The organism is Fibrobacter sp. UWB2 (assembly GCF_002210425.1).
GTDB classification, from domain to species: domain Bacteria; phylum Fibrobacterota; class Fibrobacteria; order Fibrobacterales; family Fibrobacteraceae; genus Fibrobacter; species Fibrobacter elongatus.
In genome coordinates, this window is record NZ_MWQK01000003.1 from 131,811 (window position 1) to 152,570 (window position 20,760).

15 protein-coding genes are annotated in these 20,760 nt (G+C 45.0%); 1 reads left to right on the forward strand and 14 read right to left on the reverse strand.

Going from position 1 to position 20,760, the window contains the following annotated elements; translation table 11 throughout:
- Nucleotides 1-4 precede the first annotated feature (4 nt).
- From B7982_RS06750 to B7982_RS06760, 3 genes are all read right to left on the reverse strand, one after another.
- Entirely contained in the window at nt 5-1,471 is a 1,467-nt protein-coding gene (locus B7982_RS06750) for an ABC transporter ATP-binding protein (protein ID WP_088660094.1), read from the reverse strand.
- A 73-nt stretch (nt 1,472-1,544) separates the two neighbouring features.
- Complete coding sequence (locus B7982_RS06755) at nt 1,545-2,249, reverse strand: energy-coupling factor transporter transmembrane component T (RefSeq protein ID WP_088660095.1); 705 nt, start codon at nt 2,247-2,249, stop codon at nt 1,545-1,547.
- Entirely contained in the window at nt 2,246-2,851 is a 606-nt protein-coding gene (locus tag B7982_RS06760; RefSeq protein ID WP_088660096.1) for an MptD family putative ECF transporter S component, read from the reverse strand. Before B7982_RS06760 ends, B7982_RS06755 begins: the two co-directional genes overlap by 4 nt.
- 174 nt (nt 2,852-3,025) lie before the next feature.
- Between B7982_RS06760 and B7982_RS06765 the strand changes: the two genes are divergently transcribed.
- Nucleotides 3,026-5,395 carry an RND family transporter gene (locus B7982_RS06765; RefSeq protein WP_088660097.1) on the forward strand — a complete coding sequence of 790 codons (2,370 nt, stop codon included), beginning with the start codon at nt 3,026-3,028 and terminating at the stop codon, nt 5,393-5,395.
- 122 nt (nt 5,396-5,517) lie between these two features.
- Here B7982_RS06765 and B7982_RS06770 read toward each other — a convergent pair whose 3' ends face one another.
- The 11 genes from B7982_RS06770 to B7982_RS06820 all read right to left on the reverse strand — a co-directional run bounded on the left by B7982_RS06770 (nt 5,518) and on the right by B7982_RS06820 (nt 20,760).
- Nucleotides 5,518-6,453, reverse strand: a complete 936-nt coding sequence (locus B7982_RS06770) for an Rpn family recombination-promoting nuclease/putative transposase (protein ID WP_088660098.1) — start codon at nt 6,451-6,453, stop codon at nt 5,518-5,520.
- 488 nt (nt 6,454-6,941) lie between these two features.
- Entirely contained in the window at nt 6,942-9,041 is a 2,100-nt protein-coding gene (locus tag B7982_RS06775; protein ID WP_088660099.1) for a heavy metal translocating P-type ATPase, read from the reverse strand.
- Nucleotides 9,042-9,054: 13 nt separating this feature from the next.
- Nucleotides 9,055-9,282, reverse strand: coding sequence for a DUF1490 domain-containing protein (locus B7982_RS06780; protein WP_088660100.1), 228 nt, complete (start codon nt 9,280-9,282; stop codon nt 9,055-9,057).
- A gap of 234 nt (nt 9,283-9,516) precedes the next feature.
- Entirely contained in the window at nt 9,517-9,945 is a 429-nt protein-coding gene (locus B7982_RS06785; RefSeq protein ID WP_088660101.1) for a flavodoxin, read from the reverse strand.
- A gap of 133 nt (nt 9,946-10,078) precedes the next feature.
- Nucleotides 10,079-10,654 carry a DUF3793 family protein gene (locus B7982_RS06790; RefSeq protein ID WP_233138420.1) on the reverse strand — a complete coding sequence of 192 codons (576 nt, stop codon included), beginning with the start codon at nt 10,652-10,654 and terminating at the stop codon, nt 10,079-10,081.
- A gap of 266 nt (nt 10,655-10,920) precedes the next feature.
- Complete coding sequence (locus B7982_RS06795) at nt 10,921-12,045, reverse strand: hypothetical protein (protein WP_088660102.1); 1,125 nt, start codon at nt 12,043-12,045, stop codon at nt 10,921-10,923.
- A 281-nt stretch (nt 12,046-12,326) separates the two neighbouring features.
- On the reverse strand, nt 12,327-15,209 hold the full coding sequence (feoB, locus tag B7982_RS06800; RefSeq protein WP_088660103.1) for a ferrous iron transport protein B: 2,883 nt from the start codon (nt 15,207-15,209) through the stop codon (nt 12,327-12,329).
- Nucleotides 15,209-15,493 (reverse strand): FeoA family protein, encoded by a 285-nt coding sequence (locus tag B7982_RS06805; RefSeq protein ID WP_015732083.1) that lies wholly within the window; start codon nt 15,491-15,493, stop codon nt 15,209-15,211. The genes feoB and B7982_RS06805 overlap by 1 nt, the downstream gene beginning before the upstream one ends.
- Before the next feature lie 2 nt (nt 15,494-15,495).
- The gene (locus B7982_RS06810) at nt 15,496-15,930 is read right to left on the reverse strand and encodes a metal-dependent transcriptional regulator (RefSeq protein ID WP_085491381.1); all 435 of its coding nucleotides are present in this window, start codon (nt 15,928-15,930) and stop codon (nt 15,496-15,498) included.
- Nucleotides 15,931-16,282: 352 nt separating this feature from the next.
- Nucleotides 16,283-17,521 carry a Wadjet anti-phage system protein JetD domain-containing protein gene (locus B7982_RS06815; protein ID WP_088660104.1) on the reverse strand — a complete coding sequence of 413 codons (1,239 nt, stop codon included), beginning with the start codon at nt 17,519-17,521 and terminating at the stop codon, nt 16,283-16,285.
- Entirely contained in the window at nt 17,518-20,760 is a 3,243-nt protein-coding gene (locus B7982_RS06820; RefSeq protein ID WP_088660105.1) for an SbcC/MukB-like Walker B domain-containing protein, read from the reverse strand. The genes B7982_RS06815 and B7982_RS06820 overlap by 4 nt, the downstream gene beginning before the upstream one ends.

Below are 20,760 nucleotides of genomic sequence, written 5' to 3' on the forward strand. Positions count from 1 at the left end.
TTTCTCATTTCACCATCGCCTTGACAAGCTGTTTCTCATTCCCTAACAGCGGATACTGTTCTACGACTTTTCCGTGTTCCATGCGTATCACAGATTGACAACTATTCAAAATAAATTCAGGGTCATGGGTAATTACGAGCAAAGTTTTTCCGCTTGCAGCAAGTTTTTTAAGCGTTGCAGAAACAGCAAGCATTTGCCGATAGTCAAGACCGCTTGTGGGTTCATCGAAAACAACAATTTCACTGCCGCTTGAAATTCCGCTCGCTACAGCGACACGCTGTTTTTGCCCGCCCGAAAGTGCCATCGGATGATTTTCCGTATATTGCTTGAGATTGAGTCCATCAAGAATTTCAAGAGCAAGTTTTTCATTTTGCGGTTTCATGCCCAGCAAGACCTCGTCCAGAACGCTTTCGGTAAAAAACTGGTGGTTCACGTCTTGCATAATTAGGTATGCGCCGCGTTTGCGTGCTGCACGCTTTTGATGCCAGCTCCCCAGCAAGCCGCACAGCACTTGGGCAAGCGTCGATTTGCCCGCACCATTATGGCCAACCAGTGCCGTAATTTGTCCACATGGGAGTTCAAGACGGTCAATATCGAGAATTGGATGCTTGCGATGGTAAGAGAAAGTGAGATTGTTGAATATTATGGATTGTCGCAATTGTGAACACGAGAGATAATGGATCCTATCGCCTTCGGCTCCAGGATGACAGACTGAATTCAACATTTCCAGATTCATGCATCGGAGTCCGAGGCTTGATGCATATTCAGCGCCTTTGGCTTCAAGTTCTGCCGGAGTCCATTCGTACGCAATTTGCCCATCTTTCACATAACAAATTCTGTCGGCGACATCACGCAAATAGTAAAGGCGATGCTCCACGATAACGACCGTCTTCCCCGCCTTTTTCCATCGCGAAACAATTTCCTTCAAATCCGCAATCGTCTTGAGATCCAGATTTGCAGAAGGTTCATCGAGCACAAAAATTTCAGGTCCTGTCGCCGAAACAGATGCGCACGCAATTTTCTGTTTTTCGCCGCCCGAAAGGTTAAAGATGCTACGGCCAAGCAAATGCTCTAAATGAAATTCCTGAACAACATTCTCCATGCGCTGTTTGATTTCTTCGGGATCCATTCCCAAATTTTCGCAGCCAAAAGCAAGTTCGCAATCCGTATCGATGTTGAAAAATTGCGAACGCGGATTCTGAAAAACGGAACCCACAACTCGTGAAATTTCGGCTAGCGTCATATCGGCGGTATTTTTTTCGCCGAGCAACACATCGCCATCCATCGTTCCCGAATGGTAATGCGGAATCAAACCGTTAATGAGCTTTGAAATCGTCGTCTTCCCGCAGCCCGACTCCCCCGCCAGCACAACACACTCGCCCGAACGAATTTCCAGATTCAAGTTTTTGAGAATCGCATCGTCAAGGGAATCAGAGTAAGAAAAGGAAATGTTTTTTAGAGAAATGTTCATTTTTCCACCTTGTCATGCCCGCCAGAGCCTGTGCTGAGCAAAGCCGAAGTAAGCGGGCATCTCCTTTTCAATGCTATACGGAAGGGAGAATCCCGGTTAAACCGGGAATGACATAAAACAAAACAACAGCAATACAATAAGCGCACACAACAAAATCCGCCCAGCGAAATCCAATCTTTGCAACGCAAGTGCGTTTCGTTTCTGCCGAGAGTCCACGAGTTACCGCCGCAATCGAAAGTTCATCGCCAATTTTCGTAATAGAAACCAAAAGCGGAACTAGCCGATATTCAAGAAACGCCACCGGATTTTTTAAAGTCCGCAAACTGAACAAGCGGATTCCGCGCATTCGCATTGCATTGCCAATCGCACGGGATTCATCATACACCGTCGGGAAAAATCGAATCATCACAATCAAGGGTATCGTCACCTTGTTCGAAACATGCATTCGCGACATGCATGCCAAAAATTCATTGACCTTGGTAGTTGTTATCACATAATAAAGCACAGCGCAGGCCGGCATAATACGGTACATCAAAAACAACGATGCAAGAATTATCGTACCCGAGGTACCAATATCCAAATTTTTCACCTGACCAAAGAAAAAGCCTGCACTCAAATAAACAAAAAAGAAAGTGCAAACAAATTTCCACTTTCCCTCAAGCAACAGCAAAACAGACGCTACAACAACCATCAACAAGCTATAGACAAGCGGAGCGGTAAAAATCATACCATTTGCCACCACAGCTAAAAACAGTTTTGTCCGCGGGTCTAGTTTCACTGGGCAAGTCCGATGCGTTCAAAATGCTTTTTCATCATGCGACGAGCAATAAAGCCACCCACCACAGCACCTGCGGCACCAAATCCAAAAAGACCAATCAAAGGCCAATAGCTGCTAGAAAGCTCCGCCAAATGAGCAATATAAGCCTTATCACAAATAGAACTGCAATACGCCAAATATTCTTCGGTCGAAGACCAAAGCGGAATCATCATCGAAGAAGGTACAAAACTTATCATCACATTAGCAAGCAGACATCCCACAAAATTCTTGTGGAACAGCTTTAAGCAAAGGCCCGCCAAAACGCCATACACCACGCAAAGCAAACCAAAAGAAATTCCGTGACCAGAGATTGTCATGACAATTCCGAAAAGCGTGCAAAGTAGCACACAGCAAAGTAAAGGTCTTTCGACTTTCGAAAAGAAAAGGAATAGCGGGACGCTCGTCACCAAGCTCACTACGCATGTGGAAACCACAATAAATGCAGGAATAAAACCGATGCTCGCTCCAAGTCCAGAAAGCACAAGGTAAAGAGCACCAAAAATGCCCACGTTCACTAGGTCGCGCACCAATGTATTCGAAGATTTTTTACCAGTAGTTCTCATAGCCGCCAAAACTTGAAAAATCCCACAAAAAAAGCTACTCCATTTAGACGCAGTTTAGCCCCGTTTAACATTTTCCACACATACTATATCAACCCTTGCTCCTAACGCGTCCGAATGGAGTAGAAAAACAAAACTCGTTATGTTATTTTCGGGCAAAATTTTTGGGGAGGAAACATGCAAGTTTCTCGCGTTAATAAAGTTTTCGCCCGTCTGGGGCGTTTTCAAGTCAAATTCCGTTGGCTGATTTTACTCGCAACAATTCTTGAGACTCTCGCCGCATGCCTCGGGCTTCCGCAACTGCAAATGACCAGCAGCGAAGAAGAATGGTTTGACGATTGGGACAAAGTCAAAATCGACCAAGCGCACTTCAATGACGTTTTCGGCAGCGATGACGGCTATATGGTGATGGTCCGTGCTAACGATGTTTTTGCGCCCGAAGTTTTAAGCGCCATCGACCGACTTTCAAAACGCCTCGAAAATGAAGTCCCTTACGCTGACCGCGTCGTTTCACTCACGCATAACTTATCCATCCCCATCGCAAACAACGAGGGCTTTGAAGTCATCGACCCGTTCGAAGGCGGCATCCCGACAGATTCAGCACAACTCGCCGCCAAGAAATCGCTCATCATGAGCCGAGAATCGCTGGTAAACAACATCGTCTCTGACGACGCCAAAGAAACATGGGTTATTCTCTCGTTGAAATCATACGAAGGCGGCATCGATTTCGGCAAAGACAGCATCGCACCTTTCGCCCGCAACGTCATTCTCTCCGATGAATTCAAAAGCGACAAGTTCGAGATGCTCCCAACCGGCATGAGCTACACCGAAATGGAAGAGAACGAAGTTATCTCGCGTGAATGCGCTATGCGCATTATCTTCGGCTTTGCCGTCATGCTCACATGCCTTATTTTATTCGTACGCTCTTTGCGAGGAGTCATCGTCCCCGCCATCGCCACCGTCGGAGGAATCGCATCTGTTCTCGGCGTAAACGCTTGGCTCGGCATCATTGGCGACGAAAGCATGGTCGCGCTCCCCGTACTTTTGGGCATGGCACTTTCGGTGGGCTACTCTATCCATTACATCAATTCATTCCGCATGCACTTTAGGCGCACGGGCAACCGCCGCGAATCCGTGATAAACGCCGTCGAAGAAACAGGCTGGCCGATCCTCTTCACTGTTATCACTACCGTAGCCTCGCTGATTTCGTTCTTGTTCGCTGGCATCCGCCCTATCCGCTGGATTGGAGGCATTTCGGCAGGCATCGTGTTCATGGTTTATTTATACGTCATCATCTTGATTCCGATTCTCATGAGCTTCGGTAAAAATACAAAGCCCGACCCGACAGAAGTGAAAGCGGCCGGCGCCACCAAAACCGACATCCTCTTTGAATTCTTCGGTCGCAAAGTTTGCAGGCACAGCGGTATCGTCGCCGCGATTTCGGCCGCCTTAATGTTAGCGCAAATGCCGGGCGTGATGAACATTGACGTGAACATGGACTACACAAAAACGATGGGCGAAAAAATCCCGTTCGTCACAAGACTGATGGACATGCTCAGCGGCAAGCTCGGAAGCCTCTACGATTTCAACGTGATGGTCGAATTCAACGACGGCGATGCACTCAAAGATCCCGCCAATATGAAACGCATCGAAACGCTTGAGCAAAAACTCGGCACGCTCCAGCTCACAAAAATTTCAGGCGACAAGCCCCGCGTGCAATCCGTAACGCGGCTCGTGAAAGAAATGAACCGCACGCTGAACAGCGACAGCACGGAATACTACAAGATTCCCGATGCGCAGGATATGCTCACGCAATTGCTGTTCCTCTACGAAATTTCAGATGCGGATGCCCTCTTTGAACGCATGGACGAAGATTACAAAACAACATACATCCACATAGAACTTTCCGGATACGACGCCAAGAAAATCGTCGAAGACCTCGATTCCGCAAAATCGTACGCCGTCCAAATCTTCCCGGACGCCAAAACATCCATCGTCGGTGAAGTCGTAAACTACGCCGAAATGAACGGCAAACTCGTGAACGGACTGTTGCGTTCGTTCGGAGGCTCTTTCGTGATTATCGCCATCATGATGATTCTCGCATTCGGAAGCATCAAGGCAGGCCTCATCGGCATGATTCCAAACGTCGCGCCCGTACTTTTAATCGGCGGTGTCATGGGCTATTCGGGAATGCCGCTTGACATGATAACGATGATTGTGATGCCGATGATTTTGGGCATCGCTGTTGACGACACCATCCACATGAATAACCACATCAAATACGGTTATGAACGCACAGGCAGCTACAAAAAAGCGCTATTGCTCTCTTACCGCGAAATCGGAAAGACGATGGGCATGACGACATTCATTCTCTGCGCAATGTTCTTCGTGTTCATCTTCAGCCCCATGGGTGCATTGCACAACGTCGGATTACTCTCCATCATCGGCCTTGCAGCAGCCCTCGTTGCCGACTACACGCTTACCACCGCCCTTGTGTACGTCACCAAGCCCTACGGAAGAGAGAAACGAAATAAACAAGTCCGCTAACGATGTCATGCCCGCCTTGAGCGGGCATCCCCATCTAAAATATCGCAAAAAAGGTAGTCTTTCGACTACCTTTTCGCAAACATTTTGAATTTTTACGCTTTCAATTTGAAGAGCACTGGTCTTCACTTTCCACAAATTTGTTCTTCCGTCAGATTAAATCTGCGAACGAGAGTCTCTAAGGGAACCCCATCTTCATAAAGTCCCCTAGCCGTTTTAAGCATTTCTTCTTCAGCTTTTTTCCGTTCTTCGTCCACTTCTTTGCGAGCTTCGGCAAGTCTTTGACGAAACACATCACCGGCACTAACAAAGCCGTATTTTTGTCCAACACTTACAAATGCCATATCCAGCTCCTTGAGAACACCTTCATCAACGTACTCTTTCAAATATATGTTTATTTTTTGCAATAGACAAGACGCCTCATTACGGTGCATTTTTCGCAAGGAATCACGGAATTGAGGCAAGACCTCTAACAGCTTTTCCTTATTGAACGCATACTTCATTGCGACAACGCCCATTCCAGTTGCAACGTCTTCGCATGTCAAACAGTCGCTATCGGGTATATCCGCCATATTCACAAAAGCGCAATGGAAGGGCAATACAGAACCACGAAAATACTCCGGATAACCCTCTTCAAGTCTCTTAAGTGGATTCCAATTTTCCCGTCCATTATAAAAGATAATTGCCATCGTCGGAATTCCGCTAAATGCACGATTCTTATCATAAATCTTCATCACAGAATTGACATAACGAGCAATCTGATCAAGAACATTTGGATCCCGTCCCGATTTATGTTCTAACAGAATTCCAACCAAAATCGGAGCACCTGTCGACACATTCACACGAAACGCCAAATCCGCTTCACCCGTATCGTCAACCTCTGAATACGAATCTGGAATACGGACAAGAGTATCCATATTTATAGTCGATATGAATTCGCCAACATCATAATTTACTTTGCCAGCAAGTTCCAACAGATTTCTAAGATGCCCAACATCAGAAAACAGCCAACGGAAAAACGGATCGTGGTTTCGTCTCGTTGCATTATTTTCTTCGCTCATATAATTCCTTTCTCAAGAAGAGAATCAACACAAACACCTGAGTAAAAACTCAGACTTCATTTAGCAAAGGATATAAGAAAGGATATAAATAACGATATAATAAAAATCAGCCGCATTTAATCGGCTAAAATCAATGTATAAAACTAAACAGATAAAAACAAGAGGTCAAAGAGTTTTTCGTTCATTTTGCAAACAACCGTTTGCAAAAGATTCTTCAAGCATCCATTTAACCTTTTACGCAACGTACAGAATAAGCATTTTCTTGACTAAAAAAAATAGTAATATAGATTCTTTACATCATCTTTGTACATACAAAGCGACAAACAACGCAAGAATCAACATTCCTCAATAATTACAACCGAGTAAAATCAAAAAAAGTATTCCCAAAAGCAAAGGGAATACTTAATTCAAGAAGGAGATGCCCGCTCGGAGGCGGGAATGACAGTTTTTCGCGGACAAGACAAGTCAGGCGCATTTACGCACGACGTTTAATCCACTTTCAGCTTGGTCATGCTTTTTGCACAGATGCCCATGGTCGATACGTTGTGCAAGAATGCAGACGTTGTCGGAGAAAGCAGACCGAAGAATCCGCCTACAAGCAAACTTGTATTGAACGTGATGATAAAGCGGTAGTTCTTCATGATGCGTTCCATCAGCTTTTGGCTCAAGAGGCGCAGTTCCACGAGGTCTTCGAGATTTTCGCGGCGGAGCGTTACATCGGCTGTTTCGCGAGCAATGTCACTGGCATCGCTCATGGCGACAGAGACATTCGCTGCAGCAAGAGCAGGAGCATCATTAATGCCGTCGCCCACCATAATCACACGCTTGCCTTCGGCCTTCATGCGTTCCACATAATGGTGCTTGTCTTCTGGCAAGACCTGCGCGAAGAACGTATCGATTCCCAAATGTTCCGCAACGCGTTCTGCAGCATTCAAGCTATCGCCCGTCAGCATCACCACATTCTTGATGCCACTTTCACGCAGTCCGCGAATGGCATCTGCAGCTTCTTCACGCGGAGGATCACCAATGCAAATGGCACCCGCCAACTCGCCGCCAATGCCGAGGTAAATCACGGACGCAGCGCCTGCCTGTTGGTCAATAATCGCCTGGTTCGCTTCGGAGACATTGACCTTTTCGTCTTCGATGACAAAGTGCTTGCTTCCGATGACCACGCGCTTGCCCTTGAGCGAAGTTGCGATACCGTGCGCCACGATGTACTGCACATCGGCATGTTCTTCGGCGTGATTGATATTGCGTTCCATTGCCGCCTTGACAATCGCACGAGCCATGCTATGCGGGAAATGTTCCTCGATGCATGCCGCAATTTTCAAGATTCGCTTTTCGGAATATTCGCCGAACGGAATAATCTTTTCGAGACGCGGTTCCGCCTTTGTGAGCGTTCCCGTCTTGTCGAACACAATCGTATCGGCAAGAGCAAGCTCTTCCAAATACTTGCCGCCCTTCACCGTCATGTCCATATCCGCCGCTTCACGCAGTGCAGAAATCACGGAAATCGGCGTTGAAAGCTTTATCGCGCAAGAGTAATCCACCATCAAGATGGAAACTGCTCGCGAGATATTCTGCGTCAACAAGAGCGTAAGCCCAAAGCCAAGGAAGCTAAACGGCACGATGCTATCGGCCAAATGTTCCGCGCGGCTCTGCACGCTTGCCTTCAAGTCTTCGCTACGATCGATCAGTTCCACGATTTTCTGGATTTTCGTATTGCTGTTGACCGCATGGACCTTCACGAGAATCGCGCCTTCTTCAAGAACGGTCCCGGCAAAAACGATTCTGCCAGCAGTCTTCATCACCGCCTTGGATTCACCCGTCATCGTCGATTCGTTCACAAAGGCTTCGCCTTCAATCACGCGTCCATCAACAGGAATCATGCTACCGGAGCGGATGCGGACCAAGTCATCGACCTGGACGTCCTTCATATCCACCAATGTATCCACGCCGTCTTTCACGACCCAGACCTTATCCACCTTGACGGCAAGGCTACCCGTCAAAGCCGTGCGCGTACGCGCCTTGGTATAATCTTCCAGCAAGCCCGACACGCCCAAAAGGAACATGACCGTTCCGGCAGATTCGTAATTGCGTTGCAACAGCGAAGCGCCAATTGCAGCACCGTCCAAAACATCGACGGTGAGCTTTCCGCTCATGAGCGTCGAAACGCCACGCGCCACATAACGCAACCCGCGAACCACCGTAATTGCCGTGCGAATCGGAAGCGGTAAGAACCAACGCGACAAATAGCGCCTTGCAATCATTCCCGTGAGGCTTGCTTTAAAGCCATCGTCCAATGCTTGCAACTGGTATTCCGTTTCACCATCGCATTCAGGCAACTCTTTGGGGTTGAGCGCACTTACAAAATCAAGAATCTGCTTACGGCTCGTCTCGAAATCGCCCGCCTTGGCGGAATATTCAAAAAGGAGGCCGCCATTGACGCTACGCACCACAACACTTTTAACGCAAGGCTCACTCAAGCAAGCCTTGTGAATGCGCGCTTCATATTCACGTTCAAAAGCGTACGCCCCAGCACGCAAGCGAAGGCGACCCGGCTTATCGTAAACGATTCTGAATCTCATAAGCGTTCGCTTCTTACTTGTCGAGACCTGCTTCTGCCTTAGCGTCGTTGCAAATGTCGCTAGCTTCGTCCTTCATATCTTGGAAAGCAGCCTTGGCGTCAGCCGTGAACTTCATGCCATGAGCAAGTCCCTGAACAGCAAGTTCGCGGGTCTTCTTTGCCTTGAGCACTTTCTTAGCGACAGCGGAGCCCACAGCACCAGCAATAACGAGCCAGAATTTTTCGTTTTTGAACATAGACATATCATTCTCCTTATTAAAGAAAAATCAGCGGAGCACCTGCCCGCTTTTAAAAATTAGATACTCTCCCTTCCAACGGCTAATTACAAATAAATTAAACACACAACTCTCGCAACCCCGCACCGCAGTTGAGTTTCACGAGATTGACGCTAACATTGTTAGTGATTTTCTAACAATGTTAGACTCTCTAATTTTGTTAGAGAGCCTAACATTTCATGGATCATCGAGACTCAACAATTACGCAAGTGCAAGGATCTTGCCGAGTTCACGGCACTTTTCCTTGCCTGCATCATCCGGAGCACCTTCAATAGCGAGCGGGTCATCAGCAAGCACGAGGCCCGCATTTGCAGCATCTTCTTTCCACGGATTCATCCATTCGCCGCCACCCCAGCCGTAAGAGCCGAAAAGCACGACTTTCTTGCCCGAAATCTGAGCCTTCAGCTGATCATAAAGCGGCTGGAATTCGCTATCTTCAAGTTCTTCGGCACCCATCGCCGGGCAGCCCAAAGCAAACTTGTCAAATTCCTGGGCCTTATCGGTAGAAAAAGCAGACGTATTGAAAAGCGTCACATCGGCGCCAGCTTCCTTTGCGCCAGCAACCACTTCATTCGCCATAACTTCGGTGTTACCCGTACCTGTCCAGAAAATAACAGCAATTTTGTTCATTTTATGTTCCTTTTGTTATCGGTTAGTTTTCAAATCTTTTCTGTCATGCCCGCCTCCGAGCGGGCATCCCCTTACTTATTTCTAGAAGGAGATTCCCGGTCAAGCCGGGAATGACAACATTGTTGATTTTTCATCAACTTGCAACTGTCAACTGCTCCAAAGTTTCACCAAGTTCAAATCGTTCTCGTAAAATCTTTTGACACTTTTTGTATACTTCAAAAATGTGCATGGAATTCGGCACGTCGTTATAGACCTTCCAGCAGCCAATCAGCTTGTATTTTTTACCGCCGTACGTAATAAAATCTTTCACATCGTCAAGCGGGTATCCCAAAAACACGCCCACTTCGTGCGGAAAACACACCGAACGCGTCATGCGAACCTGAAAAAAGTTCAAAAGCGATTCAGCATCAAAGCAACTGTAGCCAAAACCTTTCAAAAAATTACGTACTTCGCAAGAGCATCCCAAATTCTGTAAAGCGCTATTCCGGTAGACATAAATAAAATAACGTCCACAGCGTTCAGCAATAACGCGAGCAATAACGCCCTTAGGGTTCAAGGCCTGATTCCAACGAGCAAGGATATTGCAAAGCAAAACACCATCAGCAACATCAACACAAAAGAGATTGCCCAACTTGTGCCCCGCAAGTGTCGGGGCACATTGTCGAACCAAGCAGGAATCAAGGTTTCTATCCATGAACAACCTAAGCATTTAGTATAAAGTCAAAAATCCCGCCGTTAGCCTTCGCCACGGCGGGATAACCTATTCTAGCATATATGAGGTAACGAAATCTATATGCTAGCCGAGCTTCTATGGCAATAGTCTCTGGGATATATTTTAGAATTTTTCATACTGTAACTCAACTCCAAATAGACTCAAAACAATCCTTAAAGTTAGATTAATCTAATAAAATTTATCTATACAAAAATCCCGCCACGACATTCATCGAGGCGGGAAGTTTATCCTATGGCAAAATCTTAGAATGCGAACACAGTTTCGAGACCGAAGCCGAGGCCAGTATCATCGCCAGCATCATCGCCGACCGGGATATTGAACTTGGCAAAGCCAGTCACTTCAAGACCTTCGACCGGAGTGAAGTAAGCACGGAGGCCTACGTTGAACGTAGAGACGTCATCGTCCTTATCAAGCGTGTTCGTGTGGTATTCCAACGGAAGGCCAAGAGCGATTGCATCGTTGATCTTTACGCCCGGTTCACCATAGACAAAGAAGTATTCAGGAATTTCTTCGCCATGGACAGTCGGAGCCTTGTCGTCGAAAATAGCGTAGAGCACAGAGGCCTTGACATTGAACGTGCCGAGATCAAGAGCCGGTTCGAAAAGCAATGCATGAGTTGCTTCCGGAGCGTCTTCGGTAAGAGCGTCAACATGAGCACCGTAAACGAAGTGGAATGTGAAAGCATCGAACTTCAGGTTTGCATCAAGACCGGCGTGCAATTCGTTGTGCTTGCCTTCCTGATAAGACTTGTAATCTACAAACGGACGCAACACATGTTCGCCAAGGCCGAGTTCGTAAGCGAGGTGGAGGTCATAGGCAACACCTACGCATTTTTCTTCACCATCTTCTTCAACGCAAACCTGATTGTCGTTGTCGCCGCGACCAAAGCCGAGGCCAAAAACAAGTCCGTTATAGTCAATTTCAAATCCTCGAATATCGTGTTCTGCCATGCCGGCGGCATTATCAGCTGGATCATCATAATCGTAGAAGTTCAGGAAAGCACCTTCCGAGAAAGTCAAGTCACCAAACTTCACAGCAAACTTGTCATTATGCGTGTACTGGACAAATGCGCCATTGTAAATAGCGGTCGGATCTGTCGTTTCGCCATCAGCTTCCAACTGTACAGATGCAGACCATTTTTCGTTAAGCTTAACATCAACGTTCAAATCGAAAGTAGAAGCGTAGCTATGGCTCTGCTTATCGTCATTAATCACATCGCCCGTGTAGGCGTCAAATTCTACTTCGCCAGAGAACTTGACTTCCGGGCCTTTAGATGCGGCTTCAGCTTCCTGAGCAAGCGCCGGAACGGCAAGGATAGATGCAGCAGCAAGACCAAACAAGAGGTTGGATGTTAAACGAGTCTTCATTTTTCACTCCTATGACGGATTCTTTTGATTTTTTGTAACACTCCGTCAAGCGTTTTACATTTTGTGTTACAAAACTCTAGGCTTTTCGCCCTTTTTACTCTTCTTAAAGCAAAGAGCGTGCCAATTATTTTTCAGTTCGTTCCATTCAGAATCATTTTTTTCTGCGCCCATTGTTAGTTTCTCCTATCTTTGTTAGTTTAGTCTAATTAAGAGCGTTTAATTAAGGGCTGGCAGGTTTCGGGCCTACCAGCCCTTAATAATGATTCTTGACTCAAATGCAATTAGTCTTCGAAACGCCCTTTCTTATTTGCGCTCATACCAAAAAGCTTAAGGAACACGAATGTTGCCACAAGCACGATGATCGAGCTTACAATCCAGAACACATTGCCACCAACTGGCACCTGGTAGAGGAGCACCGCGACAGCCCAAGCGAGGATCGTCTGCACCACAGCCATCAGCACACCGAGTCCAAGGCCGATTTCGCGAACCACGACACCCATCGCAGCAAGGCACGGCACATAGAGCAAGATGAAGATGAGGAATGCAAACACCTGCCAGTTAAATCCATCGACCGGGTTTCCGTTCTTGTCCGGGTTGTGGAAGTAAGAGCGGAGGTTGGCATAGATGTCAGCCGTTTCGCTCAAGTCGCCTTCTTCGAGAGCGCCGATTTCATCTTCGCTCAGCGTGAGACCAGCGGCAGCGAGCTTTGCAAAGACTTCTTCGCGAGCCTTGTCGGCACCTTCATCTTCACTGAAGGTTTCGATAGAAGCATACTCTTCGCAAGTAATCGCTTTTGCATCAAGAATCTTATCAAGCGTGACCTTCTTGAGTTCTGCTGCATTCTGCGCTTCGAGTTCACCAGAAGTTCCGAGAATGTCCGTGAGAGAGCCGAAAACTTCACTCAAGTTTTCCGGAATCGTGCCAAGGGCTTCCTTGAATGCACCGAGAATATCCGGAGCACCACCTTCTTCCTCTTCTTCAGCAGGGCATTCGTCCACGCCAGCGATGAGGGGCTTTTCTTCAGCGGGCGCTTCGGCAGACTCAGCGACCTTTTCAGCAGCAGCACTGTCTGCGACAACTGCGCTATCAGCGACTGCGGAATCAGCAACAGCGACCTTTGCAGAATCGGCAACTGCGACAGGTTCTGCAGCAGGCGCCGGAGCTTCAGCCACCTTTTCAACAGCAGCGGGTTCGGCAGCCTTCGGAGCTTCAGCAGCATCGCCAGGGCCTGCCATAGAGTACAGCGAGTTCATCGTACCAATCACAGCTTCCTTAGCAAGGAGGCCCGTGAAGAGCGACACAGAAGCAGGCCAGTTGTTCGATTCCACACCGAACGGTTCAAAAACCGGGGTAATTGCCTTACCGATTACAGAAAGCAAGCTGTTTTCGGAATCACCGTTACCCGCCGTAAATTCGCTTTCCGTCTGGACCTTGGATTCGTCAATCACAACACCTTCGGGGAGCGGGACTTCCTTTTCATCCTGCACCATGGCGTAGCCTTCTTCGCTCTTCACGATTTCGGTCTTTTCACCATTGATTTCGGTATAGAGTTTGTCCACAAAGCCAAAGCTGTTGAGGAAGCCGAGAATGGCAACGGCAATCGTAATCACCTTACCGGCGCGAATCACGTAGTCGCGCAAACGGAGCCAAGAGTGGATCATGAGCGACTTGAACTTCGGCAAGTGATAAGGCGGCAGCTCCATGACAAAGTTGCTAGCCTCACCCACAAACAAGGAGCGGCGAAGAATCAAGCCGTACACGATCGCAAAGAGAACGCCCGCGAGGTAGAGGGCAAACACGACCGTCCCAGCCTGCGTTCCAAAGAATGCAGCCGCAAACAGCGCATACACCGGGAGGCGAGCGCCGCAGCTCATGAACGGCACAAGGAAAATCGTGAGGAAACGTTCACGCTTGGATTCGAGCACGCGAGAGCCCATAATGCCCGGCACGCCGCAACCAAAGCCAACCATCATCGGCACGAATGCACGGCCCGGGAGTCCGAGGAATCGCATAAAGCGGTCTGCCACAAAAGCCGCACGTGCCATGTAACCCGAGTCTTCCAAGAAAGAAAGGCAGAGGAACATGAAGAAGATGACCGGAATGAACGTCGACACCGTCTGGATACCGGCACCGATACCATCGGCGAGGATTGCAGACACAAAGCCCGGCGCATGGAACACATCCGTGAGCAAGTAGCCAAGGCCATCCACAAAGATAGCGCCAAACAGCACGTCAAAGAAATCAATGAACGCAGAACCGATCGTCACTGCGACCCAGAAGACCAGGTACATGACCAAGAGGAAAATCGGGAGCGAAGCCCAGCGATTCAAAAGCACGGAGTCAAGCTTATCGGACCAGGTTCTCTTAGAACGGTTCGAAAGAATCGTCTTACCTGCAATTTCGTGAGCCAAACTGTAGCGTGAATCCGCCATTGCAAATTCGCTTTCTTCGCCGAGAATCTGCGTGACTTCGGCCTTGTTAATCTGCACCTTGGCTTCGGCAAACTTGTCTGCATAGCTCTTTTCGTTGCCCAAGTACATGAGCGAAACCCAGCGGGCATCCGCATCCAAAAGCTTTGCAACCGGCTCGACCTTCGGCTCCAAATACTTGACAGCAGCTTCAACCTTCTCGCCGTAATCAATCGCCTTGGGCGTCATCTTCTTGCCCGCAACAACATGCGCCATTTCGCTGATGAAGTTCGTGATGCTTCTTTCGTTCACGGCAGAAAGCGGAATCACCGGCACACCGAAACGTTCAGCGAGGATATCCAAATCCAAATGCAAGCCGCGCTTTTCCGCGATGTCGATCATGTTCGCCGCAATCACCATCGGGATCTGCATATCGACAAGCTGAGAAGTCAAGAACAAGTTACGTTCAATGTTCGAGGCATCAATGATATTGACAATGAGGTCCGCTTCGCGAGTGAGCAAGTAGTCCACAGCGGCGCGTTCGTCTTCGGCATTCGCGAAAAGCGCATAAGTACCCGGCAAGTCCACCACGCGGATATGCTGGTTACCGAGTTCAAAAAAGCCTTCCTTCTTTTCGACAGTCACGCCCGGCCAGTTACCAACACTCTGGCGAGCACCCGTAAGGGCATTAAACAGAGCCGTTTTACCGCAGTTCGGGTTACCGGCAATTGCAATAGTAAAAAGCTTCGGAGCCATTAGACCCTCTTCAATTTAAGAACGTTCGCTTCTTGTCTGCGAAGCGACAAACGGTAAGAAAGAACACTCACCTCGATCGGATCCCCGAGAGGTGCAATCTGCAAGACTTCAAGCGTTACACCACGGACAAGTCCCATCGACAAAAGCTTGGACTTGTAGCGGGCATCGCCCTCATTGTAGCCGACAATTTCAACCTTGTCGCCCTTCTTGAGATCCGAAAATTTCGGTTCCAAATCCCATTTTTTAGTTTGCGACTTGCCGCCGCAACCACAATTACAACCCATTGTTATTTTCCTTTTTTTGCCTTTAATGCATTCGCCTTTTTCGCAACGACGCCTTCATTTCCTTTTTTCATGAAGTCTTCGATTATCGAAAGGGTTTCAGCCGAAAGAATATGTTCCATGCTGCAGGCGTCCTTATCTGCAATTGCTTCGGAAACGCCGAGACGGATTAAAAAGCCCTTCAAAAGAATATGGCGGTTCAGCACATCGGCAGCCGCCTTACGCCCTTCTTCGGTGAGTTCCACACCGCTATAGGGTTCCTGAGTCACAAGGCCCAGCTTTTTAAGTTCAAGAATCGCTTTTGCCACAGAAGGCATCTTCACAGAAAGGGCGGCGGCAATATCCTTGACACGGGCAATCCCGTTTGCCAAGCGAAGCATATGCACCATTTCCAGATAGTCTTCGAGGCTCTGGCTGAGCTTTACGTGATTGTTTTCCATATTTGATGATCCTTTAAACGTTAACGTCGCCTAATTTTATTAGACGAGACTAAAATTAGTAAGCCTCGGCTAATTAGTCAAGGCTAAACTTTTGAATTTTCGCAGAAATATGAGAAACGCAAGAAAAGATATAGGGAGGGCCTATAACATATTACATGGACTCATCATTTGGGCCACTTTATACCATTTTTCATGAGAAAATGACCAACAATGCCAAAATCTTGTGTTTTTCGAAAAAAAGCACATTTAGAGAGTTATACCGCAAAAAAGTGCTTATAATTCTCTAAATGTCTTGTTTTTGAGGACATTTAGAGAATTATAGAGAGGTTTTTGTTAAATAGCCATTTTCATATTAAACAATTACTTCAGGATTCATCCAACTGATAATTTCCTGTTCTAGCTTGATTTTATTATTTAACATAAAAGTTGTTATATTAGCATATTTTTTCGCAGCAATTAAAGATTCCGCTTTTTTGAAGTCATTAGATTCAAAAGGCTTGGCATAATTCCGATATTTTTCCAAATTTTCAATATCCATGCAATAGGGTTTGAAATCTATGCCTGTCTTATTCCTTAAATTATCAAGAATATAAAAGCCATCGGGATCAATATCGCCAAAATGATAATACGAAATTTCTTTGTTTTGGTTTTGCACAAAAGTCTTTTTAAGAAACAATTGTTTTGTACTATTGTGATATCCACTCAAATACAAGAAAAATACGTCAGTTCCCCGAACCCTGTTAAAAGAAGTCAAGTTTTCAACAGTCATTATGGATTTACTGTTGATTTCAATTTCATCAATATCGTCAACTTCAGTTGAGGGAAGGGCCAAAGCCTTATTATTTGCGACATTTAATACTCGACCATCAACAAACATTATTTTCGCACTTCCTTTAAAATAGATGTAAGAAGGATTTTTATAAATATTTAAGTTTTCTAAAATTGTATCATAAATTTCCTTCGTTTCCTCTAAACCATCAACAGTTTCATTAAATTTTCCGCTTTCATGAAGAATTTTGCAAACTTTTGTTCGATATGATTTTTCCCACGCTTTCGAATCGTGAAGAACTTCTATAGACAGTTCTCGCTCAAGAATTTCTGGATGATTTGACAAAATATAGTCAAGAAGTTTTATGATATTTGCCGATTCTTCCAAAGGGTATGCGGCCTTTTTGTCAGCCTCAATACGATTGATTTGCGTTTTGCAGAAATCAACAATAATCGAATTCTTCGAAAGAAAACTTCTGTAAAAATCACGTTCTTCTTGTTGTTGGAGCTTTTTATCCTTTACACCTAAAATATCTCGCACTCTTAACCAATAATCATCCGATGTATTGGCTAAAATTTTTACAACATGTTGATTTCTGCTTTCCGTAGAAATCAGGTTTTCAGACTCAAGATTCTTTAACTCTTTTTCAAAATCCTCAATTGAATTAACATCTTCAAAATCATCGTTATATTTGGGGTAAACATCTGTCGGCGCTATAGAAAACGTCTGGCGAACAGAGTTTTCGCCCTTATAGGTTTTGCTACCTTCATACTTATGCAAAAGTTTTTCTAGAATCAGTTTTTGACGACTATTTAAATTCATACTACGGCCTTTCGCAACCCTTCTTCGGCGATGGTATATTTTCCATCAGAATACAGTGCAACAGTATTGTCAATATGGCTGCCAATGCTATCTATTTTTTCTGGTGGAGCGGCGTAGAACACCTGAAAGTGATTTTCTTCTAAGAACCGAACCATCTGTTCAATACGTTCCTTAGACAAAGCCGAGAACGCTTCATCTATAAATGCTAGGCGGGCGCAATTTTTATCCTTTGGATAGAATTGCATTAAGCTTGCAGCAAGAATGATGAAATAGGGAGTTTGTTTTTCGCCACCGCTTGCCGAGCCTTGCTTCTGGGAAAGGTTCATTTCTTCACCAGTTTTACGACGGATACTCATGTCATAAACAAAATAGTTTCTGTAGTCAGAGTATTCCATTTCGTCGGAGCCTTGCTGCAGAATATCAGCCAAAAATCTCTGCACATCGGCATTGAATTTTTCTTGGGAAACCTTCTGTGGATTGAAAAAATCCGGATCTTTGATATAGCTTTCAAGATTGCTGCATATATCAAAGAAAATCTTTCGATCAGGTCTTTCTTCCATTTTGAATTGGTAAAAGTCAATACCAAAAGGAATTTTCTTCAATTCCCTATTGATGACATCAATTTCTTCCTTAGCCTTTTCAATATTTTCCTTGAGTTCCGCAATGAAATCGTGAAGGAACGCGTTGCGAAGCTTTGTAGAGGCTACTTCCAATTTATTCTTCGCTTCATCAAGTTTTGCGTTGGCAATATCGCGATACTCTTCTCGGTAGAACCAAATATAGGCTACGCCGCGTTCGTTCAAATCCTTTCCTGCTAATTTATTGTATTCAAGTTGGATATTCTCTAAGGACCGCTCTTTTTCTTTCAATTCAGATTCCGCATTCTTTAACGTCTTTTCTGCAATAACAATCACATTGTTTTGTTGTCTAGCCATCTGATTGTACAGATTAAGCATTTCCTGCTCAAGATCCAGATTTTCCCGAACCAAACCTTGGTAATAGTCTGTTCGTTCACCAATTTTTTGATTCAAATTTGCAATAGACTGATTATTAGATTTGTTGAAAATATCATTCTTTACTAATTCTCCATTAACACTATTAAATATTTGTTGGAGATTAGCGACTTTTTCCTTTGCCATTTCAATTTCTTGAATAGCGCGAAGCATCTCAGAACTTTTCTTAAGATCTTCAATTTCATTTGCAATCTGTCCAAGTCGCCCTTTCAACTGTGGGACTTTTTCTACAGACTCAAAAACATATTCTTCTGGATCCCATTCAATATTGTCACACAAGCGCAACAAATCCCCAAATACATTTATTTGGTCGATAAGTCTTTGCAGGTTTGCAGAGGTCAATTCCTTTTCCCTCTTCTTCATTTCCAACTGCATTTCAGCGACATTTTTGCCCAAACAAGGAACAACGTCATTGATTTTCATCATCGTAGCAGCATAGCTCTTGGTCAGCATGCCATCCTTCATTAAGCCTCCCTTCGGATGATCATGAAGTTCTTCGATGGTATCGCAAAGATGAATTCCATTCAGCAAATAATTGGCATACTTACGCGCAGCCTTGTTTTTGATTTCCAAAATTTCTGCGGCAGAATTCTTTTCAATATCGCTATCGGGAATTTTGTCAGACAAAACGATATTTGCGTTAGTGAGCTTTTTATCCTTCAAAATTCTTAAGGCGACATCACAATATTCGTCATCAACAATTAGGTAATAACGTTTACGACCAAGGAAAGTTTCTATAGCCCTACGCCAGCTTTCATCCTTGATTTCTTCCACCAATTCTGCAAAGAAGCGCACCTCAGACGTTATGGAACGACATTCAAATTCATTTTGAATTATTTGTTTAGCATTTTCGGCATCTCGCGGGAAAATGATTTTCTTAGACTGCAAATCTTTGATATCTTTTTCAATATCAGATAGGGCATTAATACATTCTTTCTTCTTGTCTTCTAAACGAACTTTATCAGCCGAATATTGATCACAAGCAGCTTTGATTTGATCCCCAAATTCAATAAAGCGAGTTTGTTTTTCAAATGGATCGATTCCTGGCTCTGCCAGATTCTTAAGAACTTCCTGAGATTCTCTAGAAACCTGAAAATCACTTTCAATCTGAGGAATCAATTGCGTTATCGCAATCTGAAGATTTTTTAAATCAGCGATAGCAGATTCGCATTTTTCAATTTCATCTTTACACTTCTTAAGTTCATTATTTTTATCATTTAGTAAATCACTAAGTGTTCTGTTTGAACTTTCAACTTTAGTAAGATTTTTACGAGCAAGCTCTAACTCTGAGTCAACAGAATTTTTTTGCTTTTCAAGCGTTCCCTTTTCAAGTTCTAACGTTTTAGAACGAATTTTACATTGTTTTAATTCCAGCTGATCTTTTTGAAGAAACTGATAACTATACATCATCTTACGAATCTTCATATATTTCAACTGTTTTTCGTAAGCAAATGTTGCTGTTTCAATTTTTTCTAAAAGTTCCTTACGCTTTTGGTTATTCTCCAACATTTGAACAGCTTCACTATAATGATTTTTCTGTTCTCTCAAAGATTGTAAAGAATTCACGTCATTCTGCACAAGTACAGAATCCTTCACAAACTTTTCAACATTTTTTTCTGGCTTAAAAGCCATCATCTTTAAAATTTTTTCAACATATTTTTTAAATTCGCCATCATTTACGCGAAGCCCCAAAGCTCTCGCAATCTGAGGTTTTGCTTTATCACGTCCCAACATTTCTGAAGCTTTTACAGGAACACCCTTTCTTGTGAGATTTCTTCCGCTGACAACACTTAACTTTCCACTTTCAATAGACCTAAAATTAAAATCCTCAATTTTTGCATTTTGGAAGATAAACCATTTAGACTCCGCAGAATCCTGCGCGGAACGAGATTCTATGTTCACGCCAACAACAAAATCGCCTTCTGTTGGGGAATTAAATTCCATTACAATATAACTGACTACGGCATCTTTTCGAAGGTATCTGTTGGAACCGTTTGTCTTGCGGTCACCATGAATGTAAGCATTTACCGTTCTTTCTTTATCGTCTGCAGCACGATTGAACTGCGTATTGGCAAACAGCAAATAAGACATTGCGTCGAGTATTGTGGTCTTTCCAGTGCCGTTAACACCAGTAAATAGGGTGGAACTACCCAATTCAATACAAACATTCTGGAAGCAAGACCAGTTTAACAACAGAAGTTTCTTTGCGGTTTTACGGAATTCCAT

Bases quoted from the DNA above. Each gene is read 5' to 3' on its own strand.
- B7982_RS06750 (WP_088660094.1), bottom strand. From the start codon at position 1,471: ATGAACATTTCTCTAAAAAACATTTCCTTTTCTTACTCTGATTCCCTT.
- B7982_RS06760 (WP_088660096.1), bottom strand. From the start codon at position 2,851: ATGAGAACTACTGGTAAAAAATCTTCGAATACATTGGTGCGCGACCTA.
- B7982_RS06765 (WP_088660097.1), top strand. From the start codon at position 3,026: ATGCAAGTTTCTCGCGTTAATAAAGTTTTCGCCCGTCTGGGGCGTTTT.
- B7982_RS06770 (WP_088660098.1), bottom strand. From the start codon at position 6,453: ATGAGCGAAGAAAATAATGCAACGAGACGAAACCACGATCCGTTTTTC.
- B7982_RS06775 (WP_088660099.1), bottom strand. From the start codon at position 9,041: ATGAGATTCAGAATCGTTTACGATAAGCCGGGTCGCCTTCGCTTGCGT.
- B7982_RS06780 (WP_088660100.1), bottom strand. From the start codon at position 9,282: ATGTCTATGTTCAAAAACGAAAAATTCTGGCTCGTTATTGCTGGTGCT.
- B7982_RS06785 (WP_088660101.1), bottom strand. From the start codon at position 9,945: ATGAACAAAATTGCTGTTATTTTCTGGACAGGTACGGGTAACACCGAA.
- B7982_RS06790 (WP_233138420.1), bottom strand. From the start codon at position 10,654: ATGCTTAGGTTGTTCATGGATAGAAACCTTGATTCCTGCTTGGTTCGA.
- B7982_RS06795 (WP_088660102.1), bottom strand. From the start codon at position 12,045: ATGAAGACTCGTTTAACATCCAACCTCTTGTTTGGTCTTGCTGCTGCA.
- feoB (WP_088660103.1), bottom strand. From the start codon at position 15,209: ATGGCTCCGAAGCTTTTTACTATTGCAATTGCCGGTAACCCGAACTGC.
- B7982_RS06805 (WP_015732083.1), bottom strand. From the start codon at position 15,493: ATGGGTTGTAATTGTGGTTGCGGCGGCAAGTCGCAAACTAAAAAATGG.
- B7982_RS06810 (WP_085491381.1), bottom strand. From the start codon at position 15,930: ATGGAAAACAATCACGTAAAGCTCAGCCAGAGCCTCGAAGACTATCTG.
- B7982_RS06815 (WP_088660104.1), bottom strand. From the start codon at position 17,521: ATGAATTTAAATAGTCGTCAAAAACTGATTCTAGAAAAACTTTTGCAT.
- B7982_RS06820 (WP_088660105.1), bottom strand. From the start codon at position 20,760: ATGGAATTCCGTAAAACCGCAAAGAAACTTCTGTTGTTAAACTGGTCT.